Source organism: Rhizobium gallicum bv. gallicum R602sp, assembly GCF_000816845.1.
Taxonomy (GTDB): Bacteria; Pseudomonadota; Alphaproteobacteria; order Rhizobiales; family Rhizobiaceae; genus Rhizobium; species Rhizobium gallicum.
In genome coordinates, this window is record NZ_CP006877.1 from 3,524,274 (window position 1) to 3,550,957 (window position 26,684).

At 60.9% G+C, this 26,684-nt stretch carries 16 protein-coding genes and 1 pseudogene; 14 read left to right on the forward strand and 3 right to left on the reverse strand.

The window, feature by feature from the left end:
• The first annotated feature begins 33 nt into the window (after nt 1-33).
• The 14 genes and pseudogenes from RGR602_RS17335 (at nt 34) to RGR602_RS38455 (ending at nt 22,773) form a co-directional block, all read left to right on the forward strand.
• Nucleotides 34-711, forward strand: coding sequence for a response regulator (locus RGR602_RS17335; RefSeq protein ID WP_039846099.1), 678 nt, complete (start codon nt 34-36; stop codon nt 709-711).
• Nucleotides 708-2,090 carry a sensor histidine kinase gene (locus RGR602_RS17340; protein WP_039846100.1) on the forward strand — a complete coding sequence of 461 codons (1,383 nt, stop codon included), beginning with the start codon at nt 708-710 and terminating at the stop codon, nt 2,088-2,090. Before RGR602_RS17335 ends, RGR602_RS17340 begins: the two co-directional genes overlap by 4 nt.
• A 111-nt stretch (nt 2,091-2,201) precedes the next feature.
• Complete coding sequence (locus RGR602_RS17345) at nt 2,202-5,525, forward strand: transglutaminase family protein (protein WP_039846101.1); 3,324 nt, start codon at nt 2,202-2,204, stop codon at nt 5,523-5,525.
• A gap of 14 nt (nt 5,526-5,539) precedes the next feature.
• A complete protein-coding gene (locus RGR602_RS17350) occupies nt 5,540-7,960 on the forward strand; it encodes a circularly permuted type 2 ATP-grasp protein (RefSeq protein ID WP_039846102.1) in 2,421 nt (806 codons plus the stop codon).
• Nucleotides 7,957-8,844, forward strand: coding sequence for a transglutaminase family protein (locus tag RGR602_RS17355; protein ID WP_039846103.1), 888 nt, complete (start codon nt 7,957-7,959; stop codon nt 8,842-8,844). The genes RGR602_RS17350 and RGR602_RS17355 overlap by 4 nt, the downstream gene beginning before the upstream one ends.
• Nucleotides 8,845-9,223: 379 nt before the next feature.
• Nucleotides 9,224-10,414 carry a pilus assembly protein gene (locus RGR602_RS17360; protein ID WP_039846996.1) on the forward strand — a complete coding sequence of 397 codons (1,191 nt, stop codon included), beginning with the start codon at nt 9,224-9,226 and terminating at the stop codon, nt 10,412-10,414.
• Nucleotides 10,415-10,690: 276 nt separating this feature from the next.
• A complete protein-coding gene (locus RGR602_RS17365; protein ID WP_039846997.1) occupies nt 10,691-13,153 on the forward strand; it encodes a glycogen/starch/alpha-glucan phosphorylase in 2,463 nt (820 codons plus the stop codon).
• Complete coding sequence (gene glgB / locus RGR602_RS17370; protein ID WP_039846104.1) at nt 13,150-15,357, forward strand: 1,4-alpha-glucan branching protein GlgB; 2,208 nt, start codon at nt 13,150-13,152, stop codon at nt 15,355-15,357. Before RGR602_RS17365 ends, glgB begins: the two co-directional genes overlap by 4 nt.
• Nucleotides 15,358-15,379: 22 nt before the next feature.
• Complete coding sequence (glgC, locus tag RGR602_RS17375; protein WP_039846105.1) at nt 15,380-16,642, forward strand: glucose-1-phosphate adenylyltransferase; 1,263 nt, start codon at nt 15,380-15,382, stop codon at nt 16,640-16,642.
• Nucleotides 16,643-16,646: 4 nt separating this feature from the next.
• Complete coding sequence (gene glgA / locus RGR602_RS17380) at nt 16,647-18,089, forward strand: glycogen synthase GlgA (RefSeq protein WP_039846106.1); 1,443 nt, start codon at nt 16,647-16,649, stop codon at nt 18,087-18,089.
• A gap of 5 nt (nt 18,090-18,094) precedes the next feature.
• Nucleotides 18,095-19,726: an alpha-D-glucose phosphate-specific phosphoglucomutase gene (locus RGR602_RS17385; protein WP_039846107.1), complete on the forward strand. Its 1,632-nt coding sequence runs from the start codon at nt 18,095-18,097 to the stop codon at nt 19,724-19,726.
• Between the two features lie 10 nt (nt 19,727-19,736).
• Nucleotides 19,737-21,716 carry a glycogen debranching protein GlgX gene (gene glgX / locus RGR602_RS17390; protein WP_039846108.1) on the forward strand — a complete coding sequence of 660 codons (1,980 nt, stop codon included), beginning with the start codon at nt 19,737-19,739 and terminating at the stop codon, nt 21,714-21,716.
• Nucleotides 21,717-21,804: 88 nt separating this feature from the next.
• The gene (locus tag RGR602_RS17395; protein ID WP_039846109.1) at nt 21,805-22,293 is read left to right on the forward strand and encodes a MaoC family dehydratase; all 489 of its coding nucleotides are present in this window, start codon (nt 21,805-21,807) and stop codon (nt 22,291-22,293) included.
• Between the two features lie 73 nt (nt 22,294-22,366).
• A pseudogene (locus tag RGR602_RS38455) lies at nt 22,367-22,773 on the forward strand (HIT family protein).
• 30 nt (nt 22,774-22,803) lie between these two features.
• Here RGR602_RS38455 and RGR602_RS17405 read toward each other — a convergent pair.
• Genes RGR602_RS17405 through RGR602_RS17415 form a run of 3 tightly spaced genes read right to left on the reverse strand, consistent with a single transcriptional unit; the run spans nt 22,804 to nt 26,676 of the window.
• The gene (locus RGR602_RS17405; protein ID WP_039846111.1) at nt 22,804-23,352 is read right to left on the reverse strand and encodes a sarcosine oxidase subunit gamma; all 549 of its coding nucleotides are present in this window, start codon (nt 23,350-23,352) and stop codon (nt 22,804-22,806) included.
• Nucleotides 23,345-26,338 (reverse strand): sarcosine oxidase subunit alpha, encoded by a 2,994-nt coding sequence (locus tag RGR602_RS17410; protein WP_039846112.1) that lies wholly within the window; start codon nt 26,336-26,338, stop codon nt 23,345-23,347. Before RGR602_RS17410 ends, RGR602_RS17405 begins: the two co-directional genes overlap by 8 nt.
• Nucleotides 26,335-26,676, reverse strand: a complete 342-nt coding sequence (locus RGR602_RS17415) for a sarcosine oxidase subunit delta (RefSeq protein WP_039846113.1) — start codon at nt 26,674-26,676, stop codon at nt 26,335-26,337. Before RGR602_RS17415 ends, RGR602_RS17410 begins: the two co-directional genes overlap by 4 nt.
• Nucleotides 26,677-26,684 lie beyond the last annotated feature (8 nt).

The following is a 26,684-nucleotide window of genomic DNA, read 5'->3' on the forward strand; positions in this document are numbered from 1 at the left end:
TAATCTTCTTTGTTGAACAACAGGAAACCACCCGTGCGCATTCTCCTCACCGAAGACAATATCGCGCTGGCCGACGGCCTGTCGGCGATCTTGCGCGGTACGGGGCATGCCGTCGATGTCGTCCACGACGGTGCATCGGCCAATGCAGTGATCGCGGCGGAAAATTTCGATCTCGTGATCCTCGACCTCAACCTGCCCGAGATGGACGGGCTGGACGTCCTGCGCAGCATGCGCGCCCGGCAGAACCAGGCGGCCGTCCTAATTCTGACTGCACGCGGAGCGCCGGAGGAGCGGGTCCGGGGCCTCGACCTCGGCGCCGACGATTACCTTATCAAGCCCTTCGACATTACCGAATTCGAGGCGCGCGTGCGCGTGCTGCTCCGGCGCCAGGCGGGCCTGCATTCGGCGACGGTGATGTACGGCTGCGTGTCCTTCGACCTCAAGTCCCGCACCTTTTCCGCCGGCAATATGCAGCTTGATATTCCCGCTCGCGAAGTCGGCCTGCTTGAAATCCTCTTCATGCGTGCCGGCAAAGTCGTGTCCAAAGAGGCAATCACCCAGTCGCTGACGGCCTTCGACGATGACATTTCCACCAATGCGATCGAGCAATATGTCAGCCGGCTGCGCAAGCGCCTGGCACCGCATGGATTGACCGTAAAGACCGCGCGCGGCATCGGCTACTATCTCGACAAGCTTCCCGAGGCCTCATGAAAGCCGCCTATTCGCTGAGGCGCCGGCTGCTTTTCTGGCTGCTGATCTCCACCGCCATCATCGGCACGCTGGCGCTCGCCGACACATACCGGGAGGCGGTCGAGACCTCGAACATTGTTTCAGACCGTGTACTTGCCGGTTCGGCGCTCGCCATTGCCGAGCGCGTCGTCGTGGCAGAAGACGGCGCTCTGGAAGTCGACATTCCCTATGTCGCGCTGGAAATGCTGACATCGGCCGCTCAGGACCGGGTGTTCTACCGCGTCGATGGTCCGCCCGGAGCATTCATTACCGGCTACCAGGCGCTTCCGGTTCTCAAGGAAACCAAGGGCGACGCAGCCGTCTTCGCAGACGATGTTTTCCGCGGCGAGCCGATCCGCGTCGCGACGCTTGAGCGCTCCGCCTCAACCGGCATCCGCTCGGTTCCCTTTGTTGTCACCGTTGCGGAAACGACGATCGCCCGCCGTCAGCTGGCACGCGCGATCCTTTTCCGTTCGGCTATCCGCCTTGCCTTCATGATCGCCGGTGCTGCCGTGATCGTCTGGATCTCGGTCACGGTCGCGCTCCGCCCGCTCTACAAGCTCCGGGACGCGATCGGCGAGCGCAGCCCGGACGACTTGCATCCGATCGAGCAATCGGTGCCGAGCGAGGTGCAGCCACTGGTGGATACGGTGAACAGCTTCATGGTGCGCCTGCAGTCAGCCCTTGAGGCGCTCCGGAATTTCACCGGCAATGCCAGCCATCAATTGCGCACACCGCTTGCCATCATCCGAACTCAGCTCGCGCTTTCCGCCCGCGCCGCAACTCTGCCTGAAGCGCAGGACGCGGCCCTGAAGGGCGACCAGGCCGTCGCGCACGCCGAACGCATTCTCGCCCAGCTGCTGCTGATGGCAAAGATCGACGCCGCAACGGCCAAGGAGGCCCTGGCGGCCTCGACGATCGACATCGCCGCCATCGCCCAGGAGATTACCGGCGAACTGATCCCTCAAGCCGCGGAGGCCGGTATCGATCTCGGCTTTGAGGGCGATGGACATGCGATGATCCGCGCCGAACCCCTGCTGATCGGCGAGCTGCTGCGCAATCTTGCGGGCAACGCCATCGCATATGCCGGCAAGAGCGCCGAGGTTACCGTACGGATTGCGCAGGATGGCGAAACCGTACGCCTCGAGGTTGAAGACAATGGTCCCGGTATCGCGCCGGAAAAGCTCGACGCCGTGCGCCGCCGCTTTTCGCGCGGCAACGACACCGAGGCGCCGGGCGCCGGCCTCGGCCTCCCGATCGTCGAGGAAATCGCCAATCTTTTCAATGCGACGCTCACGCTCTCGACTGCGGTGAGCGGCAAGGGCCTCAAAGCCGCCGTCGCCTTTGCAAAAGTGTCGTAAAGGCTTCGCGGCGTTAACCTTTCCGCCTTGCTTTCTTTCGTTGCATTGCACACTATCGCGTCGGGAACAGCAAATGCCGCATAACGATGTGGCGTCGGACAAGGCAAAATAATGTCGATCAAAGCCAGTATCTATCATCTGACGCACTACAAATACGACAGGCCGGTCCGCCTTGGGCCGCAGGTCATCCGCCTCAAGCCCGCCTCGCATTCAAAAACGCACGTGCTCAGTCATTCGCTGAAGGTCACGCCGTCGAACCATTTCGTGAACCTGCAGCAGGATCCCTACGGAAATTATCTTGCCCGCTATGTCTTTCCCGACCCGGTGACCGAATTCAAGATCGAGGTCGATCTCGTCGCCGACATGACGGTCTACAACCCCTTCGACTTCTTCGTCGAAGAAGAGGCCACCAAATGGCCCTTCGACTATCCGCAGACGATCCAGGAAGACCTCTCGATCTACATGAAACCGGAGGCCCCCGGCCCGCGGCTCAAGGCTTTCCTCGAAACCCTCGACTATTCGCCGGGCCAGCCGACCGTTGACATGATCGTCGGCCTCAACGCCCGCCTGCAGCAGCAGATCGGCTATGTCATACGCATGGAGGCCGGCGTCCAGACGCCGGAGGACACGCTTGAAAGCGCCAGAGGCTCCTGCCGTGATTCGAGTTGGCTGCTCGTTCAGATTCTCCGTCACCTCGGCCTCGCCGCACGCTTCGTATCCGGCTACCTCATTCAGTTGACGCCCGACCTGAAGGCCCTTGACGGCCCCTCCGGTACTAAGGTCGATTTCACCGACCTGCATGCCTGGGCCGAAGTCTATCTGCCAGGCGCCGGCTGGGTCGGCCTCGATCCGACATCGGGGCTGCTCACCGGCGAGAGCCACATCCCGCTCGCCGCAACCCCGCATTATAGCAACGCCGCCCCGATCTCCGGCGGCTATTTCGGCGAAGCCAGTACCGAGTTCGCCTTCGACATGAAGGTCGCCCGTGTTGCCGAACACCCGCGCATCACCAAGCCCTTCTCGGAAGAGAGCTGGAACGAGCTCGACGCACTCGGCAAAAAAGTGGATCTTATCCTTAAGGCCGAAGATGTGCGCCTGACGATGGGCGGCGAGCCCACTTTCGTTTCGATCGACGATTTCGAATCCGAAGAGTGGAATACCGCCGCCGTAGGCCCGACCAAGCGGGAGAAAGCGGACAGCCTGATCCGCAGGCTGCGCCAGCGCTTCGCCCCGGGCGGCTTCCTGCATTACGGACAGGGCAAGTGGTATCCCGGCGAAAGCCTGCCGCGCTGGACCTTCTCACTCTACTGGCGCAAGGACGGAAAGCCGATCTGGCAGAATTTGGATTTGATCGCAGTAGAAGGCGCTGACACCGTCGCCAAGGCGGAAGACGCCGAGCGGCTGCTCACCGGCATCGCGCGCGAGCTGGCGATTACGCCTGATATGGTGCTGCCGGCCTATGAGGATCCCGCCGAGTGGATCGTCAAGGAGGGAAGCCTTCCCGAAAATGTCGATCCGTCGAATTCCAAGCTGAAGGATCCGGAAGAGCGCAACCGCATCGCCCGCGTTTTCGAACGTGGCCTGACGGTTCCGACAGGTTATATCCTTCCCGTTCAAGCCTGGAATGCTCAGGCTTCAGGACACCGCTGGATCAGCGAGAAATGGCAGACAAGGCGCGGCAAGATCTTCCTCGTCCCAGGCGACAGCCCTGTCGGATACCGTCTGCCGCTTGGTACGCTCCCTTACGTGCCGCCGTCGCAATATCCCTATATCCACGTCGCCGACCCATCGATCCCGCGCCAGCCGCTGCCCGAAGTCTTCGTGCCCGCCGGCCGCGCCATGCCGGAGGCCTCCTTCCAGCGCGACGAGAGCGGCCAGAGCCGTGTGGAACAGACGCTCGGCGAAATCGGCGGCGCGGTTCGCACGGCGATATCGGTCGAGCCGCGCGACGGCCGGCTTTGCGTCTTCATGCCGCCCGTCGAGCGCATTGAAGACTATCTCGAACTCATTGCAGCCGCCGAAAACGCCGCGGCCGAACTTGGGCTTGCCGTCCACATCGAGGGCTATTCGCCGCCTCAGGACGAGCGCATCAATGTCATTCGTGTCGCACCGGATCCAGGCGTCATCGAGGTGAATATCCACCCCGCCTCGAACTGGCAGGAGTGCGTCGCAATCACCACCGCGATCTACGAAGAAGCGCGGATGACGCGTCTCGGCGCCGACAAGTTCATGATCGACGGCCGTCACACGGGCACGGGCGGCGGCAACCATGTCGTCGTCGGCGGCGCCAATCCGAACGACAGCCCGTTCCTACGCCGGCCCGACCTCTTGAAGAGCCTCGTGCTACACTGGCAGCGGCATCCCTCGCTCTCCTATCTTTTCTCCGGCATGTTCATCGGGCCGACCAGCCAGGCGCCGCGCATCGACGAGGCCAGGCACGACAGCCTGTACGAGTTGGAAATCGCCCTCGCCCAGGTGCCCGCACCCGGCCGCGGCCCGTCGCCGCTTCCCTGGCTGACCGACCGCCTGTTCCGCAATCTCCTGATCGACGTGACGGGCAACACCCACCGTGCAGAAATCTGCATCGACAAGCTGTTTTCGCCGGATGGGCCGACCGGACGTCTCGGTCTGGTAGAGTTCCGCGGCTTCGAAATGCCCCCGAATGCGCGCATGTCGCTCGCTCAGCAATTGATGGTCCGCGCCCTCATTGCCCGCTTCTGGAAAAATCCCGCCGACGGCAAGTTCGTGCGGTGGGGCACTTCCCTGCACGATCGCTTCATGCTGCCGCATTTCGTCTGGGCCGATTTCCTGGATGTGCTTGCCGATCTCAAAGAAAACGGCTTCGAGGTCAGCCCGGAGTGGTTCAAGGCACAACTCGAATTCCGCTTTCCCTTCTGCGGCGAAGTGGAATACGAGGGCTCGAAACTCGAACTTCGCCAGGCGCTCGAACCCTGGCACGTCATGGGCGAGGAAGGCGCGATTGGCGGCACAGTTCGATATGTCGACAGCTCGGTCGAACGACTTCAGGTTCGCCTCGAAACCAGCAATTCCTCACGCTACACCGTCACCTGCAACGGCCGAACCGTGCCGCTGACACCGACAGGGACGTCCGGCGTGTCCGTCGCCGGCGTCCGCTTCAAGGCGTGGCAGCCGGCCTCGGGCCTGCATCCGGTCCTGCCGGTGAATACGCCGCTGACATTTGACATTTATGATACATGGTCGAAGCGTTCGATCGGCGGCTGCATCTATCATGTTGCCCATCCGGGCGGGCGCAACTATGACACTTTCCCGGTAAACGGCAACGAAGCGGAAGCAAGGCGGCTCTCCCGATTCGAACCGTGGGGACATACGGCGGGCGGCTTCATTCCGCGCGCCGAGATGGGATCGCCGGAATTCCCGCTGACGCTGGATCTCCGCAGGCCGGCAGGCATTTGACGAGCTAGGTTTTAATGGGCAAGAAACCGGCAATGGAGAAACGTAGGGACGAGGTTCCAAGGCGCGGCGGCAACGATGCGGCCTTCGGCTATGCGCCCCTGCCCGGCATTGCCGACGAGATGGTCGACAACAACGGCGCCATCCGCCCGGTCTGGCAGCGCTTTCTTGCGGGCTTCGGGGCAATTCCCGAAAAGGAACTGGCCGAGCGCTTCGCCCGAGCTGACCGCTATCTGCGCGATGCCGGCGTATTCTACCGGGCCTATGGCAGCAAGGGCACCGGCGAGCGGTCCTGGCCGCTGTCGCACATCCCGGTCCTGATCGACGAGCGCGAATGGCAGGCGCTTTCGGCCGGCCTGGTGCAGCGCGCCGATTTGCTTGAGGCGATCGTTGCCGATATCTATGGCGACAACAAGCTGGTCGAGGAAGGCTTCCTGCCGCCTGGCCTGATCGCCGCCAACCCGGAATTCCAACGCCCGCTTGCAGGCGTAAAACCCGCGAGCGGCCACTACCTGCATTTCTGCGCCTTCGAGATTGGCCGCGGCCCGGACGGAAACTGGTGGGTTCTGGCCGACCGTACACAGGCGCCCTCAGGTGCAGGCTTCGCGCTTGAAAGCCGCGTTGCCACCACGCGCGCCTTCTCCGATATCTATGCCGAAACCCCGGTTCACCGTCTCGCCTCCTTCTTCGGCGCCTTCCGCGATGCGTTGCAGACGATGAAACATTCCGGCGACGACCGCATCGGCGTTCTGACTCCCGGCCCGGCAAACGAAACCTACTATGAACACGCCTATATCGCCCGCTATCTCGGCTTCATGCTGCTCGAAGGCGAAGATCTGACGGTGGTCAACGGCCGCGTCATGGTTCGCACGGTGGCCGGCCTGAAGCCGATCGGCGTCCTCTGGCGTCGCCTCGATTCCGCCTATGCCGATCCGCTGGAGCTGAACCAGAATTCGCATATCGGCACCCCCGGTCTGGTCGAGGCACTGCGTGCTGAATCGGTGACGATCGTCAATGCTCTTGGAACCGGCATCCTCGAGACTCGCGCCCTGCTCGCTTTCATGCCGACGATCTGCCGCCGCCTGCTTGGCGAAAAACTGCGCCTGCCCTCGATCGCCACTTGGTGGTGCGGGCAGAAGGAGGAGCGCGAACACGTCGCGAGGAACATCGAGAAGATGGTGATCGGTCCCGCCTATTCGCGCGCCCCCTTCTTCGACGATAGCGGCGAGTCCGTCCTCGGCTCGTCGCTGCGCGCAACGGCAAAGGATTCGATCACCGACTGGCTGAACTCCGACGGCCCGAAGCTCGTCGGCCAGGAAGTCGTCACGCTGTCGACGACGCCGGCCTGGGTAGATGGAAAGCTGACGCCGCGGCCGATGTCGCTTCGCGTCTTCGCCGCCCGCACGGCGAAGGGCTGGCAGATCATGCCCGGCGGCTTTGCCCGCATCGGCGCCGGCGATGACGCCGCTGCGATCGCCATGCAGTCGGGCGGTGCGGCGGCAGACGTCTGGATCGTCAGCGACAAGCCGGTCGAGCGCCATACCCTTCTGCCCGCCGAAGGAAGCTTCACCCGCAACATGCCGGGCAGCCTGCCAAGTCGGGCGGCCGACAATCTCTTCTGGCTCGGCCGCTATATCGAGCGCGCCGAAGGGGCGCTGCGCATCCTTCGCGCCTGGCACGCCCGTTACGCCGAAGCTGCCGATCCCAGTCAGCCGCTGCTTGCCGATGTTTCGGAATATCTCGCCGCCGTCGACATCGGCACGGAAGAAGCCGTGCCCGAAACGCTGCTGCGCAACATCGACAGTGCCGTCTATTCCGCCAGTAATATCCGCGACCGGTTCTCGCCGGATGGCTGGCTGGCCCTGAACGACCTAGCCAAGACCGCGCACCGCTTCCAAGTCAGCGTTGCGGCAGGCGACGACGCCAGCCATGCCATGACGATCCTGCTGCGCAAGCTCGCGGGCTTTGCAGGTCTCGTGCATGAAAACATGTATCGCTTCACCGGATGGCGCTTCCTCTCGCTCGGTCGCTATATCGAGCGCGGCCTGCACATGACCCGACTTCTCGGCCACATGTCCGGCCCCGATGCCCCTGATGGCGCGCTGGATATGCTGCTCGAAATCGGCGATAGCGTCATGACCCACCGCCGCCGGTACAACGTCAACACCGCCCGCCTGACCGTCACGGACCTTCTGGCGCTCGACCCGCTGAACCCACGATCGGTTCTCTTCCAGATGAACGAGATCCATCGCGAGGTCGAGCAGCTGCCGAACGCCTTCGTCAACGGCCAGATGTCGCCATTCTACCGCGAGGCCATGCGCCTGCATTCCGGCCTCGCCGTCATGACCCCGGAAACGATGACCGGCGAGTTCTACAAGAAGTTTGAACGCGAGCTCGAGCAGCTGTCCGACCTTCTCGCCCAGACCTACCTCGGGTGACCGCCGTGCTCTACGACCTCACCCTGCACATGGGATACACCTACGACACGCCGGCTTCCGGCGCGCGTCACATCATTCGGCTGATGCCGCTTTCGCTGCCCGACCGGCAGCGGCTGGTCGCAGGGTCGATTACCATATCTCCGTCGCCGGACGAGCAATCGCATTTCACCGATTTCTTCCTCCATCCGGCAACATCCATCCTGCTGCGGTCGCCGCACGAGACGTTGGATATCCGCATGCAGGCGCGCGTGCAGGTCGAAAGCCGTTCGATCGCCGCCGATTTCTCGCCGGACCTCGACCGCCTGCCGAAGGAAGTCGCCGGCGTCTGGTCGCTGGAGCCTGACTCTCCGCATCATTTCCTCGCCAGCAGCCCTCGTCTCACCGAAACCCGCGCCATTTCGGACTATGCCAGGGACTGCGCGCTGCCCGGCCTGACCGTGTTGCAGATCGCCAATGCCTTGTGCACCCGCATCAACAAGGATTTCACCTACGATACGGAAGCAACGACGGTAGATTCCACGGCTCTCGATGCTTTCACTCTGAAACGCGGCGTCTGCCAGGATTTCGTCCATGTGATGATCCTGGCGCTCCGCAGCCTCGGCATTCCGGCGGGCTATGTCTCCGGCTTCCTGCGGACCATCCCACCGCTCGGCAAGGAACGGCTCGAAGGCGCTGACGCCATGCATGCCTGGGTCCGTGTCTGGTGCGGTGAAACCCTGGGCTGGATCGAACTCGACCCGACCAACGACATGCCCGCCGGCACCGACCACATCGTCGTTGCCTATGGCCGCGACTATTCCGACGTCGCCCCTGTCATCGGCGTCTTGAAAAGCTACGGCGGCCATCGCGCCGTGCAGGCCGTCGACGTTATTCCGATCAAGTGATCAAAAGACAGGAATAGCCGTTGCTTCCTGGAGCCTCGCGACCAGCAAGACAAACCCCGTCTCATATGTTTTTGCCCGCCTGAATCCCGAAATCAACCGACCTTGGCGGAAGCATTCGCATGTCTTCCTGGCCTCTGTGTCGGAATGGGCCAATGGCGAGGGAAAGTGTGTAGGACTGAACCAGAACCCGCCGCCACAGACGTTAACGCGCAAAAGCGCCAGCTATCCTCTTGGCGAGAAAGTTATCCCGCAAACGCAGTAGATCATGTCCCGAAATCGCAAGTTACCTGCAATTTTAACGATTACCTTAAGACCTGTGGTAACAACCGCGCTGTAGGTATGGAACCAGCATAAATCCTCTCTTGCTGCAGGTGACATGATGTCTCCCATATCTTTTCTGCGCGCCAACATTGCACGCGTCTTAGGCGATCGTTCCGGCAATTTCGCCATGATGACGGCGATTTTGATGCCAGTCGCAATTGGCGCCGCCGGGCTCGCCGTCGACGTATCCAACATGATGCTTTCGCAACGTCAGTTGCAGGAAGCCTCCGATTCGGCTGCTCTGGCCGCAGCCTCCGCGCTCGTCGCCGAAAAGGTCGATGTGAACGGCGCCAAGGAGCTTGCCAAGAACTTTGTCATCGGCCAGATGTCGAACTACATTGACGATTCCGACACCATCGCTGCCCTAAAGGATGCAATGTCTGTTGTTGTCACAGAAACCGCATCCGGGTCGGGCGGCAAGACTTATAAGGTTGAGGTCAAAACTGCCTACAACATGGACAATAGCGCGCTGATGCGCATCTTGGGCAAGGAAAGCACGGAAATCGGCTCATTGTCCGAAACGCAGAGCAGCACCGAAAACACCGTCACAAAGAGCTCGCTCTCGATGTATCTCGTGCTCGACCGTTCGGGCTCGATGGCAGAGGATACTACGACCTCGCATACGTACACGGAAAGCTACAACTGTGGATCGAAAAAGAACCCAAAGACCTGCGATCGAACCGTTACGGATTACTACACCAAGATCGAGGCATTGAAGCTGGCCGTTTCGAGCCTGCTGACCCAGTTGAATACCGCCGACCCTAATCTGCAATACGTCCGCACCGGCAGTGTCTCTTACAATGACCAAATGCAGTCGGCGTTGAATCTGGCCTGGGGAACGTCTGCCGTGTCAACCTACGTCAACGCTTTGACCGCGATAGGCGGGACAGATTCAAGCGATGCCTTTAAGATGGCATATAGCAAGCTTATCGACCAAGCCGAGAATACAGCGCACTTGAACAAGAACGGCCTGACACCTGACAAATACATTGTCTTCATGACGGACGGCAACAACAATTACACTTCAGCCGATACTGAAACCAAAAATTGGTGCGACTTGGCGCGCGACAAAAATATCACGGTCTATACGGTTGCGTTCATGGCTCCCGATCGCGGCAAGGCGCTGCTAAGCTACTGCGCGACGAGCTCTTCAACCTATTTCGCAGCCGAGAACATGGCCTCGCTCGTCGCGGCCTTTAAGATAATCGGCTCATCGGCCGCCAAACAGAGCATACGCCTCACCCAATAAATTCGGCGCTCATCCTTTCAGGGAAAAGCCGCTCCGGAACAAACCGGGGCGGCTTTTCGTTTAGGGCTAATCTCGCGCATCAGACTGGGAAAACCAATTGAAATCAAGTCCCTTATGCCGGTGAACAGGACGGTTTCGCAAATTTCTGCTTTCGCTAAATCCCTTGTTGCAAGTGCTTGGTAACGATGCATAAACTGCCGTGACCGGCGTGCGTGCAAAGTCGGCTTCGTCAGACGTAACGCACTGAAACTAAATCAAAATTGGCGAGATATGACGATGAACCCCGTTTCCAAGCCGACCATCCCTTCTCCCGCCCCGCGCAGTTCCCGCCCGGAAATTCTAGCCGAAGAAATCATCGAACGTCTGACTTACCGCATCGGCAAGGATGCAAAAGTTGCCAAGCCGCATGACTGGCTGACGGCGACGATCCTCGTCGTTCGCGACCGCATCATTGACAAATGGATGGAGTCGACGCGCAAGGTCTACGCGACAGGCGACAAGCGCGTTTACTACCTGTCGCTTGAGTTTCTGATCGGCCGCTTGATGCGGGATGCCGTCACGAACATGGGCCTGATGGAGCAGGTGCGCGATGCGCTGGCCTCCCTCGGCGTCGATGTCAACGTGATCGCCGGCCTCGAGCCGGATGCTGCTCTGGGCAACGGCGGACTCGGGCGCCTCGCGGCCTGTTTCATGGAAAGCATGGCAACAGTCGAAGTGCCGGCCTATGGCTACGGCATCCGTTATGTCCACGGCCTCTTCCGTCAGCAGCTTGCCGACGGCTGGCAAGTGGAATTGCCGGAAAGCTGGCTCGCGCATGGCAACCCCTGGGAATTCGAACGCCGCGAAAGCGCCTATGAAATCGGCTACGGCGGCACCGTCGACGTCGCCAACAACGCCGAAGGCGAGCCGCGCTATGTCTGGAAGCCGGCAGAGCGCGTCATCGCCGCTGCCTTCGACACACCGGTGGTCGGCTGGCGCGGCAAGCGCGTCAACACGCTGCGTCTCTGGTCTGCCCAGCCGATCGACCCGATTCTGCTCGACGCCTTCAATGCCGGCGACCATATCGGTGCTCTGCGCGAAAGCAACAAGGCGGAAAGCCTGACGCGCGTGCTCTATCCGGCAGACGCGACGCCCGCCGGACAGGAGCTGCGCCTTCGCCAGGAATTCTTCTTCTCCTCCGCCTCGCTTCAGGACATCCTGCGCCGCCACCTGCAGCAGTATGACGACTTCACGTCGCTGCCCGACAAGGTGGCGATCCAGCTGAATGACACGCACCCCGCCGTTTCGGTTGCCGAGCTGACGCGCCTGCTGTGCGACGTTCACGGCATGGATTTCGAGCAGGCCTTCGATATCGTCCGCCGCACGATTTCCTACACCAACCACACGCTGCTGCCGGAAGCTCTCGAAACCTGGCCGATCCCGCTCTTCGAACGGCTGCTGCCGCGTCACATGCAGCTGATCTACGCGATCAATGCCAAGATTCTGCTTGAGGCCCGCAGGGAAAAGAACTTCTCCGACACCGAAATCCGGGCGATCTCGCTGATCGACGAGAGCGGCGACCGCCGGGTGCGGATGGGCAATCTCGCCTTCGTCGGCTCGCATTCGATCAACGGCGTATCCGCCTTGCATACCGAACTCATGAAGGTCACGGTCTTTGCGGACCTGCACAAGCTCTATCCGAACCGGATCAACAACAAGACGAACGGCATCACGCCACGCCGCTGGCTGCAGCAATGCAACCCCGGGCTCACCAGTCTCATCCGCGAGGCGATCGGCGACGAATTCATGGATGACGCCGAAAAGCTGAAGCCGCTCGAAAAATTCGCCACCGATCCGAGCTTCCAGGAAAAGTTCGGCTCCGTGAAGCGCGCAAACAAGGTGGCGCTCTCCAATCTTGTGGCCAGCCGCATGGGTGTGAAGCTTGATCCTTCCGCGATGTTCGACATTCAGATCAAGCGCATCCACGAGTACAAGCGCCAATTGCTCAACGTCGTCGAGGCGGTCGCTCTCTACGACCAGATCCGCTCGCATCCCGAACTCGACTGGGTGCCCCGTGTGAAGCTCTTTGCCGGCAAGGCGGCGCCGAGCTATCACAATGCCAAGCTCATCATCAAGCTCATCAACGACGTCGCCCGCACGATCAACAACGATCCGGCCGTCCGCGGCCTCCTGAAAGTGGTCTTCGTGCCCAATTACAACGTCTCGCTTGCCGAGGTCATGGTGCCCGCCGCCGACCTCTCCGAGCAGATTTCGACGGCCGGCATGGAAGCCTCCGGCACCGGCAACATGAAGTTCGGTTTGAATGGAGCGCTCACGATCGGCACCCTGGACGGGGCGAATGTCGAAATGCGCGACAATGTCGGCGCCGACAATATCGTCATCTTCGGCCTGCGCGCCGATGAAGTCGCCGATGCCCGCACCGATGGACACAACCCACGCGCCATCATCGAAAGCTCCCGGGAACTGTCGCAGGCGCTGGCTTCGATTGCCGGCGGCGTCTTCTCGCCGGATGACCGCAATCGCTACGCCCAGCTCATCGATGGCATTTATTCGCACGACTGGTTCATGGTCGCCGCCGATTTCGACGCCTATGCAGCCGCCCAGCGGGACGTGGACCAGATCTGGAACCAGCCTTCCTCCTGGTATGCCAGGACCATCAACAATACCGCGCGAATGGGCTGGTTCTCCTCCGACCGCACGATCCGGCAGTATGCCGATGAAATCTGGAGAGCCGGATGAAAACGCCGAAAGCCGCCCTTGAAGTAAAGCGTCCCTGGGAAATTTCGGCAGACGAAATAACGGCAATCCTTGCCGGTTCGCACGCCAATCCATTTGCCGTGCTCGGCGTGCATGAGGCAGGTGACAGCTACGCTGCCCGCTGCTTCATTCCCGGCGCCGACGAAGTCACCGCCTTGACGCTCGACGGCAGCGTCATTGGTGAACTGACGCAGCTCCATCCGGATGGCTTTTTCGCCGGCCCCGTCGCGCTGGCGAAACGGCAGCCGGTGCGCTACCGCGCCCGTCGCGACGATGCGGAATGGGCCGTCACCGACCCGTACAGCTTCGGCCCCGTGCTCGGCCCGATGGACGATTACTACGCGCGTGAAGGCTCCCATCTGCGCCTCTTCGATAAGATGGGGGCGCACTGGATCAAGCACGAAGGCGCGCAGGGAATCCATTTTGCCGTCTGGGCGCCGAATGCCCAGCGCGTTTCCGTCGTCGGCGATTTCAACAATTGGGACGGACGCCGACATGTGATGCGTTTTCGCGCCAGCGCCGGCATATGGGAAATCTTTGCGCCGGATGTCCCGACGGTCGTCCCTTACAAGTTCGAGATCCGCGGCCATGACGGCGTTCTCCTGCCGCTGAAAGCCGATCCTTTTGCGCGGCGCAGCGAATTTCGTCCGAAGACGGCCTCCGTCGTGGCGCCTGAACTTCTGCAGGAATGGCAGGACGAAGACCACCTCAAACACTGGAGCGAGACCGACAAGCGTCGCCAGCCGATCTCGATCTATGAGGTGCATGCCGGTTCATGGCAGCGCCACCAGGATGGTTCCTTCCTCTCCTGGGACGAGCTTGCTTCCAGCCTCATCCCCTACTGCGCCGACATGGGCTTCACCCATATCGAATTCCTTCCGATTACCGAACATCCCTACGATCCGTCATGGGGCTACCAAACCACCGGGCTTTACGCGCCGAGCGCCCGCTTCGGCGAACCGGAGGGTTTTGCCCGTTTCGTGAACGGCTGCCACAAGGTCGGCATCGGCGTCATTCTCGACTGGGTGCCCGCGCACTTCCCCACCGACGAGCACGGCCTCGGCTGGTTCGACGGCACCGCGCTTTACGAGCATGAGGATCCGCGCAAAGGTTTCCACCCGGATTGGAATACGGCGATCTACAATTTCGGCCGTACCGAAGTTCAATCCTATCTCGTCAACAACGCGCTCTATTGGGCGGAGAAATTCCATCTCGACGGCCTGCGTGTCGATGCCGTCGCCTCGATGCTCTATCTCGATTACTCGCGCAACCACGGCGAATGGATTCCGAACGAATACGGCGGCAACGAAAACCTCGAGGCCGTCCGCTTCCTCCAGGACATGAACACCCGCATCTACGCCGAGCACCCGGGCGTCATGACCATTGCCGAGGAATCGACCTCCTGGCCGAAGGTCTCGCAGCCGGTGCATGAAGGCGGCCTCGGCTTCGGCTTCAAGTGGAACATGGGCTTCATGCACGACACGCTGAGCTACATGAAGCGTGATCCGATATATCGCAAGCATCACCACAACGAACTGACCTTCGGCCTGCTCTACGCCTATTCGGAAAACTTTGTCCTGCCACTCTCCCATGACGAAGTGGTGCACGGCAAAGGTTCGCTGATCGCAAAGATGCCTGGCGACGACTGGCAGAAATTCGCAAACCTGCGCGCCTACTATGCCTTCATGTGGGGTTACCCCGGCAAGAAACTGCTGTTCATGGGCCAGGAATTTGCGCAATGGAGCGAATGGAGCGAGGCAACCTCGCTCGACTGGAACCTGCTGCAATACCGCATGCACGAAGGCATGCGCCGCCTCGTACGCGACCTCAACTTCACCTACCGCTCCAAGCCGGCGCTGCACGCGCGCGATTGCGAAGGCGACGGTTTCGAATGGCTGATCGCCGACGATCACGAAAACTCCGTCTTTGCATGGCTGCGCAAGGCACCGGATCACAAGCCGATCGCCGTCATCACCAATTTCACGCCGGCTTACCGCGAGAACTATTCCATCCGCCTGCCGCTCGAAGGCCGCTGGCGGGAAATCCTGAATACCGATGCCGATATCTACGGCGGCAGCGGCAAGGGAAATGGCGGGCGCGTGCAGGCCGTCAACGCCGGCGGCAGCATCGTTGCGTCGATCACCTTGCCGCCGCTGGCGACGATCATGCTTGAACCTGAGACTTGAAGACTGGTGGGAGGAGTAGACAATGGTAGAAAAGCGCATTCAGCCACTTGCCCGCGACGCAATGGCCTATGTTCTGGCCGGCGGCAGGGGAAGCCGCCTCAAGGAACTCACCGACCGGCGCGCCAAGCCGGCGGTCTATTTCGGCGGCAAATCACGTATCATCGACTTTGCACTTTCGAACGCGCTGAATTCCGGCATCCGCCGCATCGGCGTCGCGACGCAGTATAAGGCTCACTCTCTGATCCGCCATATGCAGCGCGGCTGGAACTTTTTCCGGCCCGAGCGAAACGAGAGCTTCGACATCCTGCCGGCCAGCCAGCGCGTCTCGGAAACGCAATGGTACGAAGGCACTGCCGACGCCGTCTATCAGAACATCGACATCATCGAGGATTACGGCGTCGAGTACATGGTTATCCTTGCAGGCGATCACGTCTACAAGATGGATTACGAGTGGATGCTGCAGCAGCACGTCGATTCGGGCGCGGATGTCACCATCGGCTGCCTGGAAGTGCCGCGCATGGAAGCCGTCGGCTTCGGCGTTATGCATGTGGACAAGGCCGACCGGATCATCGATTTCGTCGAAAAGCCCGCCAATCCACCAGGCATTCCGGACAAACCTGATTTTGCGCTGGCGTCCATGGGGATCTATGTCTTCCACACCAAGTTCCTGATCGACGCATTGCGCCGCGACGCAGCCGATCCGAATTCCAGCAAGGATTTCGGCAAGGATATCATCCCCTATATCGTGAAGAACGGTAAGGCGGTCGCCCACCGCTTCGGCCAGTCCTGCGTCCGCTCGGATTTCGAACACGAACCCTATTGGCGCGACGTCGGAACGATCGAAGCATACTGGCAGGCGAATATCGATCTGACGGCGATCGTTCCGGAACTTGATATTTATGACAAATCCTGGCCGGTCTGGACCTATGCGGAAATCTCGCCGCCGGCAAAATTCGTCCATGACGACGAAGACCGCCGTGGCTCGGCAACCTCCTCGGTCGTCGCCGGCGATTGCATCATCTCCGGCGCCACGCTTCACAAAAGCCTTCTTTTCACCGGTGTTCGCGCTAACTCCTATTCGAAATTGGAGGGTGCCGTCGTCCTGCCGAGCGTGAAGGTCGGCCGGCGCGCGCAATTGAAAAACGTCGTGATCGATCATGGCGTCGTCATTCCGGAGGGCCTTGTCGTCGGCGAGGATCCGGAACTCGATGCCAAGCGGTTCCGGCGGACGGAAAGCGGTATTTGCCTGATTACGCAACCGATGATTGATAAGTTGGATCTTTAGACATATGAAAGTTCTTTCGGTTGCGTCCGAAGTCTTCCCTTTGATCAAGACAGGGGGCCTTGCCGACGTGGCCGGCGCCCTGCCAATCGCACTCAAGCGGTTCGGCATTGAGACGAAGACCCTCATGCCCGGCTATCCGGCAGTCATGAAGGTCATTCGCGATCCGGTCGTTCGCCTGCAGTTCGATGATCTGCTGGGAGCGCCCGCGACGGTGCTGGAAGTGGAATATGAAGGCCTCGATATCCTCGTTCTCGACGCCCCTGCATATTACGATCGCGCAGGCGGTCCCTATCTCGACCACACGGGCAAGGACTATGCCGACAACTGGCGGCGTTTTGCGGCGCTATCGCTGGCGGCTGCCGAAATCGCCGCCGGCCTGATGCCGGACTGGCGGCCGGACCTCGTCCATGCCCACGACTGGCAAGCCGCCATGACGCCGGTCTATATGCGCTACTATCCGACGCCCGAGCTGCCGACCGTTCTGACAATCCACAACATGGCATTCCAGGGTCAGTTCAGCGCCGACATCTTCCCGAGCCTGCGCCTGCCGCCGCATGCGTTTTCGACCGAAAGCATCGAATATTACGGTCATATCGGCTTCCTGAAAGGTGGCCTTCAGACCGCGCACGCGATCACCACCGTAAGCCCCACCTATGCCGAGGAAATCCTGACGAACGCGTTCGGCATGGGGCTGGAAGGTGTCATCGCCAGCCGTCGCGACGTGTTGCACGGCATCGTCAACGGCATTGATGCTGAAGTTTGGAATCCGGCAACCGATCCGGTCGTCCACACACACTACGGTGTCACGACACTTAAAAATCGCGAAGAGAACCGCAAATCGATCGCCGAATTTTTCCGCCTGCATGATGACCGCGCGCCGATCTTCAGCATCATCAGCCGCCTTACCTGGCAAAAGGGAATGGACGTGATCGCTGCGACCTCCGACGCAATCGTCGCCCTTGGCGGCAAGCTTGCCGTCCTCGGCTCCGGCGATCCAGCGCTTGAAGGCTCGCTGCTTGCCGCAGCCGCCCGTCATCCCGGCCGCATCGGCGTCTCGATCGGATATAACGAGCCGATGTCGCACCTCATGCAGGCCGGCTGCGATGCCATCATCATTCCCTCGCGTTTCGAACCTTGCGGTCTCACCCAGCTTTACGGCTTGCGTTATGGCTGCGTGCCGATCGTGGCACGCACCGGCGGTCTCAACGATACCGTGATCGATGCCAATCACGCCGCGCTTGCAGCGAAAGTCGCAACGGGGATACAGTTTTCTCCCGTCACCGCAGAGGGTATGTTGCAGGCAATCCGGCGTGCACTACATCTCTTCGCGGACCAAAAAGTCTGGACCCAATTGCAAAAGCAGGGCATGAAATCGGATGTCTCGTGGGAGAAGAGCGCCGAGCGCTACGCTGCCCTCTATTCAAGCCTCGCCCCGAAAGGCAAGTGACAGAAATGAACAAATCTGTATCCACAGCGCCCTACCAGGACCAGAAACCCGGCACGTCGGGTCTCAGGAAGAAGGTCCCGGTCTTCCAGCAGCCAAACTATGCTGAGAACTTCATCCAATCGATTTTCGATTCTCTGGAAAGCTATCAGGGCAAGTGCCTCGTCATTGGCGGCGACGGACGCTACTACAATCGCGAGGTCATCCAGAAGGCGATCAAAATGGCCGCCGCCAACGGCTTTGGGAAGGTCATCGTTGGCAAAGGCGGCATTCTTTCGACCCCGGCTGCCTCACACATCATTCGTAAATACAAGGCTTTCGGCGGCATTATCCTTTCCGCCAGCCACAATCCCGGCGGCCCGACCGAAGATTTCGGCATCAAATACAACGTCAACAACGGTGGGCCAGCGCCGGAAAAGATCACCGACGCGATCTATGCGCGCACCAGGGTGATCGACAGCTACAAGATCGCCGATTTCCCTGACGTGAACCTCGATCGCATCGGCAAGGAAGAACTGCCCGGCGGCATGATGCTTTCGGTCATCGACTCGGTCGAGGACTATACCGCGCTGATGGAGGAGCTCTTCGATTTCGGCGCGATCCGCAATCTGATCAGCCTCGGCTTCCGCATCGCCTTCGATGCGATGAGCGCCGTTACCGGCCCCTATGCCAAGGAAATCTTCGAAAACCGTCTTGGCGCGCCGCTCGGCTCGGTGCGCAATTTCATGCCTCTGCCGGATTTCGGCGGGCATCATCCGGATCCGAATCCTGTCCACTGCAAGGAACTCTATGACGAGATGATGGGCGAGGATGCGCCCGATTTCGGCGCCGCTTCGGACGGCGACGGCGACCGCAACCTCATCATCGGCCGCGGCATTTTCGTCACCCCTTCGGACAGCCTGGCGATCCTCGCGGCCAACGCCAATCTCGCGCCGGGATATTCCGGCGGCCTGGCAGGCATCGCACGCTCCATGCCGACCAGCGGTGCTGCCGACCGCGTCGCCGAAAAACGCGGCATCGGCATGTACGAAACGCCGACCGGCTGGAAATTCTTTGGCAATCTGCTCGATGCCGGCATGGCAACGATCTGCGGCGAGGAGAGCGCCGGAACAGGCTCCAGCCACGTCCGCGAGAAGGACGGCCTCTGGGCCGTACTCCTGTGGCTGAACATCCTTGCCGTCCGCGGCGAAAGCGTTCAGGACGTCGTTACCCAGCATTGGCAGACCTATGGCCGCAACTACTATTCCCGCCATGACTATGAAGGCGTGGATACCGACGCTGCAAACGGCCTGATCGATAGTTTGCGCAGTCAGCTTCTGGCCCTGCCGGGCAAGAACTTCGGCGGCTTGACCGTCGAAAAAGCGGACGACTTCGCTTATCACGATCCGGTCGACAAGTCGGTCAGCGAACATCAGGGTATTCGCATTCTTTTTTCGGGCGGCTCGCGTGTCGTGTTCCGCCTCTCGGGCACCGGGACGTCCGGTGCGACGCTACGCGTTTACCTGGAGCGGTACGAGCCAGATTCGACCCGGCACAACATCGAGACGCAGGAGGCGCTCGCCGACCTGGTCGCCGCCGCCGAAAGCATCGCGGACATCCGCAAGCGCACGGGCCGTGATGCACCTTCGGTGATCACCTGATCGGAGGCTCATGCGGGCGGACAACAGGGCTAAAGGGGGCGCGACCCTTTTCGAAACCGGCGTCGAATTCGCCGTCTGGTCGCAGCATGCCACAGAGATCCAGCTCTGCCTCTTCGATGAAACCGGCAACAAGGAACTCGCGCGCCTGCCGATGGCGCGCGAAAACGGCCATGTGCACCGCCTTTTCGTCGACGGTCTGAAGGAAGGCGCCTGTTACGGCTTTCGGGTCGACGGCATCTATGCTCCGGAAAACGGTCTCTGGTTCGATCCGTCCAAGCTTCTGGTCGACCCGTACGCCAAACTGCTCGACCGGCCGTTCCGCCACGATCCGCGTCTTGGCATCTTCGGCGAAGACACGCAGAACCTGATGCCGAAGGCGAAGGTGACCCGCGATACGAAAGTGACGCTGGAGAAACCCCTCTTCAAGCCAGGCGGTTTTATCTATGAAGTCGCGGTCAAACCCTTCACGATCCTCCACCCGGACGTTCCCGAGACGCAGCGCGGCACCGTCGCCGCCCTTGCCCATCCCTCGGTGATCGCTCATCTCAAGCGGATCGGTGTCGATGCCGTCGAGCTGATGCCGATCATCGCTTGGATCGACGAGCGCCATTTGCCGCCGCTCGGACTAACGAACGGGTGGGGCTACAATCCCGTTGCCTTCATGGCGCTCGATCCGCGCCTCGCGCCGGGCGGCATGGCCGAACTGCGCGACACGGTTGCGAAACTTCGGGCCGAAGGCATCGGCGTCATTCTTGACCTCGTCTTCAACCATACCGGCGAGAGCGACCGTTACGGCACGACGCTGTCGCTGCGCGGCCTCGACAATCTCTCCTTCTACCGGCATCTGCCCGGCCGGCCCGGCGAGCTTGTCAACGACACCGGGACCGGCAATACCGTCGCCTGCGATCATCCCTATGTCCGCCAGCTCATCATCGATAGTCTGCGACATTTCGTCCTCGGCGCCGGCGTCGATGGTTTCCGCTTCGATCTGGCGCCTGTTCTTGGCCGCACGGCAAACGGCTTCGAGACCCATGGAGGGACACTCTCGGCGATCCTCGACGATGACGTGCTCGCCGAGCGCGTCATGATCGCCGAGCCTTGGGACATCGGTCCGGGCGGCTATCAACTCGGCAATTTTCCAGCTCCCTTCCTCGAATGGAACGACCGCGTTCGCGACGATATCCGCAGCTATTGGCGCGGCGACGACTGGAAGACCGGGCCGCTCGCAACAGCACTGGCCGGCTCCTCCGACATTTTCCTGCGAAACGGCGGAACAGCGACTCGCAGCGTCAATTTCCTCGCTGCCCATGACGGTTTCACGCTGAAGGATCTCGTTGCCTACAGTCATAAGCACAACGAAGCGAACGGCGAGGAAAACCGCGATGGCCACAATGAGAACCATTCGTGGAACAACGGCATCGAGGGCGAAACGCGCTATCCCGATATCATCAAGAAGCGCCGTGGCGATCTGAAGGCGCTGATCTCGACGCTCTTTGCCAGCCGCGGCAGCATCATGCTGACGGCGGGTGATGAAGGCGGGCGAACACAGCGCGGCAATAACAACGCCTATTGCCAGGACAACGAAATTACCTGGGTCGACTGGGAGGCTCTGGATGAAGAATTGATCGCCCACACCGCCTTCGTGGCAGCATTGCGAAAGCGCTTCTCCGTCTTCTCCGAATCCGGCTTCTTTGACGGCAACGGCGATGTCGAATGGATATCCTCCTCGGGCAATGCGATGACCGTTGGAGAGTGGGAGACTGCCGATCTTTCCACGCTCGGCATGCTGCTCACAACGCGCGACCGCGACAGCCGCAGACAGGTTCGCCTGGCCGTGCTTTTCAACCGATCGAACAATGCGATAGACTTCGTCCTCCCGCCCCCAGACACTGCCGCCTGGCGGCTGTTGAGCCCGTCCGGCAATTCCGGGAAGCTTGGCGCGGCCGTGATCGTTCCGCCGCGGTCGGCCATCTTTTGCGTCGGGATTTGATTCAAGCCGCAACGAATCTGAATCGTTGTCGTAATTGTCATAAATCCACTGTAGCAATTGAGCAGGCGGCTTTTTTCATGGGGAATGTATGGTCAAGGAAATTTCGCTCGCGGAAGTCCGCGGGCTCATTGGCACGAAAACAGGGCTTTCAGATTGGATTCTTGTCGATCAGGCGATGATCGACGCTTTTGCGCACGCCACCAACGACCATCAGTTCATCCATACCGACCCGGCCCGCGCGACAACCGAAAGCTCCTTCGGCGGCACGATCGCCCACGGTTTCTTGACGCTCTCTCTGCTTTCCACAATGAATTACAATGCGTTGCCCAAAATCCGCGAGCAGACGATGGGCATCAACTATGGATTCGACAAGGTGCGCTTCATGGCGCCGGTCAAATCCGGCACCCGCATCCGCGGCCATTTCGTCCTCGCCGACGCACGCTTTCGCGGCGCCAGCATGCTGATGACCACATATGAAGTGTCCATCGAGATCGAGAACGAGAAGAAACCCGCGCTTACTGCGAACTGGATCACCATCATCCAGTTCGACCCGAAGGACCGGCCGGAGGAAACCTGAGGAGCAGGCTCTTTGGAAATCCCACACAGTTTAATGATATACTCGAAACCGGGAGCGGCTTGTAAACCACAGGATGAATTCGGCGTTGCCGGGTTATCTTATGGTCGGTTCCAAGGCGCCTGCAAGTGAACTTTCCGAATTACAGGCCAGCGCGCTTGCAGAACTCGGCCCGCTACTGGCAAAGGTCGAGGACGCGCTGCCACGGTTCTGCAGGCGCGGCGCGTCTACATCGGCCGATATGGACACGCCCCGGGCTACCGATCCATTTCCACATGGTTCCGATATATGATTGGGTGGAGACACTCTTTTGGGAGGATGCCCGATATCGGGTCCTTGAGGACCTTGCGGAATATCCCGCCAAGCCCCTGATGGCGCGGAGTTAACGCCGTTGGCATGGCGGGAATTTTGCGAACGACCCCGATCAAGGGCTCCTCCGTTTCAGCGGCCATTGAATTGCTGAAAGCGGCCCTGCGTCCTTAGCCGCTCTCGCGCGATTTCACGGCCAGCCTGTCAGTGCCCCGCATCTTCTGCCGCCTCGGCCAGCAGACCGAAGACATAGTCGGAAAACGATCGCCAGCATTCGATCCGGAACGTATCGTCCTCGGTGCGGAAGAACACGACTTCCGCCTTGCCGAACAGCGTGCGCGAGCAGGCGCCGACCGGAAATGTGCCTATCGACAGGTCCTGCGGGCAGCCGCCTGAAAGCGCGGCTTCGGCGCCGGGGCCAGAGACGATGATGCCGACATTGCGATGGGAGACATCCGTCGCCGAATGAAGGAGGCTGACACCTGATAACAAGGCCATCAGATCTGCGCCGTCGTCATCGATCACCAGCCATTCGTCGGGGCCGAGCCAGAGCACTGAGCGTCCGCCCTTGCGGCCCGAGGTTTTCGGCTTATCCGGGATCGAGAGGCCGAGAGCCGATGAAAGAGCTTTGAGCGAAGCTGAAGGCGCCCGTAGCGCCACCCGGCTCGCCGCAGGCGCAGGCGTCAGCCGCACAGTGGCAGAACCGCCGTGGCTGCCGGAAAGAGCGGATTTGCGAATTGCCACATCAACCATTGATCCGGCCTCCTTCTTTGTCAAAGAACACCATGTCCGTCACTTCAACGGCAATCGTCTTGTCGGGCATTGGTACATAAAGGGTCTCGCCTGTGCGCGCCCTTCCGCCAGCGACCAGCGCGAAGGCGATCGACTTGCCGAGGTTTTCCGACCAGTAGGACGAGGTCACATGACCAAGCATGGTCATCGGCTTCGGCTCGTTCGGATTGGCGACGATCTGTGCGCCCTCTTCGAGCACCAGCTTCGTATCCTTCGTGACGAGACCGACAAGCTGCTTGCGGCCTTCCCTGACGAGATCGGGACGCTTCAGCCCCCGAATGCCAACAAAATCGGTCTTCTTCTTGGAAACGGCCCAGGAAAGACCTGCGTCATCCGGCGTAACAGTGCCGTCCGTATCCTGTCCAACGATGATATAGCCCTTTTCGGCGCGAAGGACGTGCATCGTCTCGGTGCCGTAGACGCAGGCGCCAAGCGGCTCGGCATTTGCCCAGACCGCTTCCAGCACCGACTGGCCGAAATCGGCTGGAACGTTTATTTCGAAGCCGACTTCGCCAGTAAACGACACTCGGAAGAGGCGCGCAGGTACGCCGCAGACCTTGCACTCGCCAACGCTCATATGCGGGAAGGCCTCGTTGGAAATATCGAGCCCCTCAACGAGCGGCGCAACGATCTCGCGCGCCTTCGGACCTTGCACGGCAATCACAGCCCATTGCTCAGTAACGGAGGTCAGCCACACCTTCAGATGCGGGAACTCCGTTTGCAGATAATCTTCCATGTGATGAAGAACGCGCGGCGCGCCGCCTGTCGTCGTCGTGACATGGAAACGGTCATCTGCAAGACGCCCGACAACGCCGTCGTCGTACACGAAGCCGTCTTCGCGGGTCATGATGCCATAGCGGCACTTGCCGGGTTTCAGCGTGTCCCAGGCATTCGTGTACATCAGGTTCATGAACTCGGCCGCATCCGGGCCGACGACCTCGATCTTGCCGAGCGTCGAGGCATCAAAAACGCCTGCGATATCGCGAGCCGTTTTGCATTCGCGGGCAACTGACTGATGCATCGTCTCGCCGGCGCGCGGATAAAACCAGGCACGTTTCCAGTTTCCGACGTCTTCGAACACAGCGCCATGTGCCGCTTCCCACTGATGCATCGGCGTCTTACGCGCGGGATCGAAGAGCTCGCCGCGCGAATGGCTGATCAGCGTGCCATAGGTGACCGGCGTATAGGGCGCACGGAAGGTCGTGAGGCCGACCTGCGGGATTTCCTTGCCGAGCATTTCGGCGGCGATCGCCAGACCGTGCATGTTGGAGAGCTTGCCCTGGTCGGAGGCCATGCCGTTCGTCGTGAAGCGCTTGATGTGCTCGATCGAGTGCATCCCTTCGCGCACCGCAAGACGGATGTCCTTGGCGCAGACATCGTGCTGGAAGTCTATGAAGGCCTTGGCGCTCGTCTCCGGGCCGGCACCTTCGGCAGCACCGATCATACCTCCGGTCCAGTCATAGGCCTGCTCGGCCGAGACGCTAATCTTGCCACTGCCCGATTTTCCGACGGCTTGCGCCATCAGCTCGCCGGCCGCAAGAGACTCTTCGATCGTCTGCTGCAGGCCGTCGGTGCCGTTGCAGGCGCCGACCGACAGGCAGTCCTGCGCATAGGTGCCCGGCAGGAAGCGCTGGCTTTCCGGCTCGAACTTCACCTTGCCGCGCGACTGCGAGAAGAGGTGCACCGACGGGGTCCAGCCGGCCGAAACCAGCAATGCGTCGACCGCAATCTTGCGCGGCGAGCCGCCGCCGTTGCGGGCGACGGTCATCGATGAGACGCGGAGCTTTCCCGAAGTATTGATGACCGATTGTCCAGCCAGCACCTCGATACCGAGCGAACGCGCTTCGGCAAGAACTGCAGCCCCCGGCGTCTGGCGGCAATCGACGATCGCAGTGATTGCCACGCCGGCACGCTTCAGGTCGAAAGCGGCTTCATAGGCCGAGTCATGGGCGGTGTAGACACCGACCTTGGCTCCGACGGCGACACCGTAGTGGTTCAGGTACATGCGCGCGGCAGACGCCAGCATGATGCCCGGACGGTCGTTGTTTCGGAATACCATGTGCCGTTCGATTGCACCGCTGGCGAGGATTACCCGCTTGGCGCGGACCTGCCAGAGACGCTCGCGCGGCAGGTCACGGCCTGGCTTGGCGATATGGTCGGTCACGCGCTCGGCAAGAGCGATGAAATTATGGTTGTAGTAGCCGAAGGCCGTCGTGCGGGTCAGAACCTGCACGTTGTCCATCGCCTTCAGCTTGGCAGCCGCCCGCTGCGCCCAGACGTAGCCTTCGATGCCGTCGATCTTCACGCCGCAGTCAAAGCGCAACGCACCGCCGCATTCCGCCTGCTCGTCGCAGATGATGACGCGGGCGCCCGCCTCAGCCGCGGCAAGGGCAGCGGACAGACCGGCAACGCCCGCGCCGGCGACGAGCACGTCGCAATGCGCATAGCGGCTTGCGTAGTGATCCGGATCGCCTTCCGTCGGCGCGACGCCGAGACCGGCGGAACGTCGGATGAGCGGCTCATAGACATGCTTCCAGGCGGCCTTCGGCCACATGAAGGTCTTGTAGTAGAATCCCGCCGCAAAGAACGGCGAAAGCAGATCGCTTATGCCACCGACGTCAAAAGCAAGTGACGGGAAGCGGTTCTGCGACTTGACGATCATACCGTCGAAGACTTCCTGAACCGTGGCGCGCACGTTCGGCTGCTTTCGCGCCGAGTCTCGGGCAACGTCAATCAGCGCATTCGGCTCTTCCGCACCGGCTGAAAGGATGCCGCGCGGGCGGTGGTACTTGAAGGAGCGGCCGACGAGATGCACGCCGTTGGCGATCAACGCCGAAGCGACGGTGTCGCCTTCGAGCGCGGTATAGCTCTTGCCATCGAAAGTGAAGCGGGCGGTTCTCGCCGGCGTCAGGCGTCCCTTGCCTGGAATTCGGTTCGCGCCGCTCATTTCGCCTCTCCTTCCGTCGCTTCATAGGTTTCGACGGGGGCGTGCGGGACGCTCGCAGCGCCTATTTCAGGCTTTGGCTCGCCTGCCTTGTAGGTCATGATGAATTTGTCGCTGATGGTGTCGCGCGCTGCATTGAAGAAACGGCCGCAGCCGTGGATGTGCCGCCAGCGTTCGAAGATCAGACCCTTCGGGTTGTCGCGCATGAAGAAATACGCCTCGAATTCCTCGTCGGAAATCGAAGCGATAGTCTGGGGCCGCGCAATATGCGCGTCGCCAGCGCCACGGAATTCGAGCTCGGAGCGCTCTTCCTGACAGTATGGGCAGTAGATCAGTAGCATTGGATTCC

What these genes read in the sequence shown, in the direction of transcription:
- glgA (WP_039846106.1), top strand. Translation starts at nt 16,647, where the DNA reads ATGAAAGTTCTTTCGGTTGCGTCCGAAGTCTTCCCTTTGATCAAGACA.
- RGR602_RS17350 (WP_039846102.1), top strand. Translation starts at nt 5,540, where the DNA reads ATGGGCAAGAAACCGGCAATGGAGAAACGTAGGGACGAGGTTCCAAGG.
- glgC (WP_039846105.1), top strand. Translation starts at nt 15,380, where the DNA reads ATGGTAGAAAAGCGCATTCAGCCACTTGCCCGCGACGCAATGGCCTAT.
- RGR602_RS17360 (WP_039846996.1), top strand. Translation starts at nt 9,224, where the DNA reads ATGTCTCCCATATCTTTTCTGCGCGCCAACATTGCACGCGTCTTAGGC.
- RGR602_RS17410 (WP_039846112.1), bottom strand. Translation starts at nt 26,338, where the DNA reads ATGAGCGGCGCGAACCGAATTCCAGGCAAGGGACGCCTGACGCCGGCG.
- RGR602_RS17395 (WP_039846109.1), top strand. Translation starts at nt 21,805, where the DNA reads ATGGTCAAGGAAATTTCGCTCGCGGAAGTCCGCGGGCTCATTGGCACG.
- glgX (WP_039846108.1), top strand. Translation starts at nt 19,737, where the DNA reads ATGCGGGCGGACAACAGGGCTAAAGGGGGCGCGACCCTTTTCGAAACC.
- RGR602_RS17385 (WP_039846107.1), top strand. Translation starts at nt 18,095, where the DNA reads ATGAACAAATCTGTATCCACAGCGCCCTACCAGGACCAGAAACCCGGC.
- glgB (WP_039846104.1), top strand. Translation starts at nt 13,150, where the DNA reads ATGAAAACGCCGAAAGCCGCCCTTGAAGTAAAGCGTCCCTGGGAAATT.
- RGR602_RS17365 (WP_039846997.1), top strand. Translation starts at nt 10,691, where the DNA reads ATGAACCCCGTTTCCAAGCCGACCATCCCTTCTCCCGCCCCGCGCAGT.
- RGR602_RS17340 (WP_039846100.1), top strand. Translation starts at nt 708, where the DNA reads ATGAAAGCCGCCTATTCGCTGAGGCGCCGGCTGCTTTTCTGGCTGCTG.
- RGR602_RS17405 (WP_039846111.1), bottom strand. Translation starts at nt 23,352, where the DNA reads ATGGTTGATGTGGCAATTCGCAAATCCGCTCTTTCCGGCAGCCACGGC.
- RGR602_RS17345 (WP_039846101.1), top strand. Translation starts at nt 2,202, where the DNA reads ATGTCGATCAAAGCCAGTATCTATCATCTGACGCACTACAAATACGAC.
- RGR602_RS17415 (WP_039846113.1), bottom strand. Translation starts at nt 26,676, where the DNA reads ATGCTACTGATCTACTGCCCATACTGTCAGGAAGAGCGCTCCGAGCTC.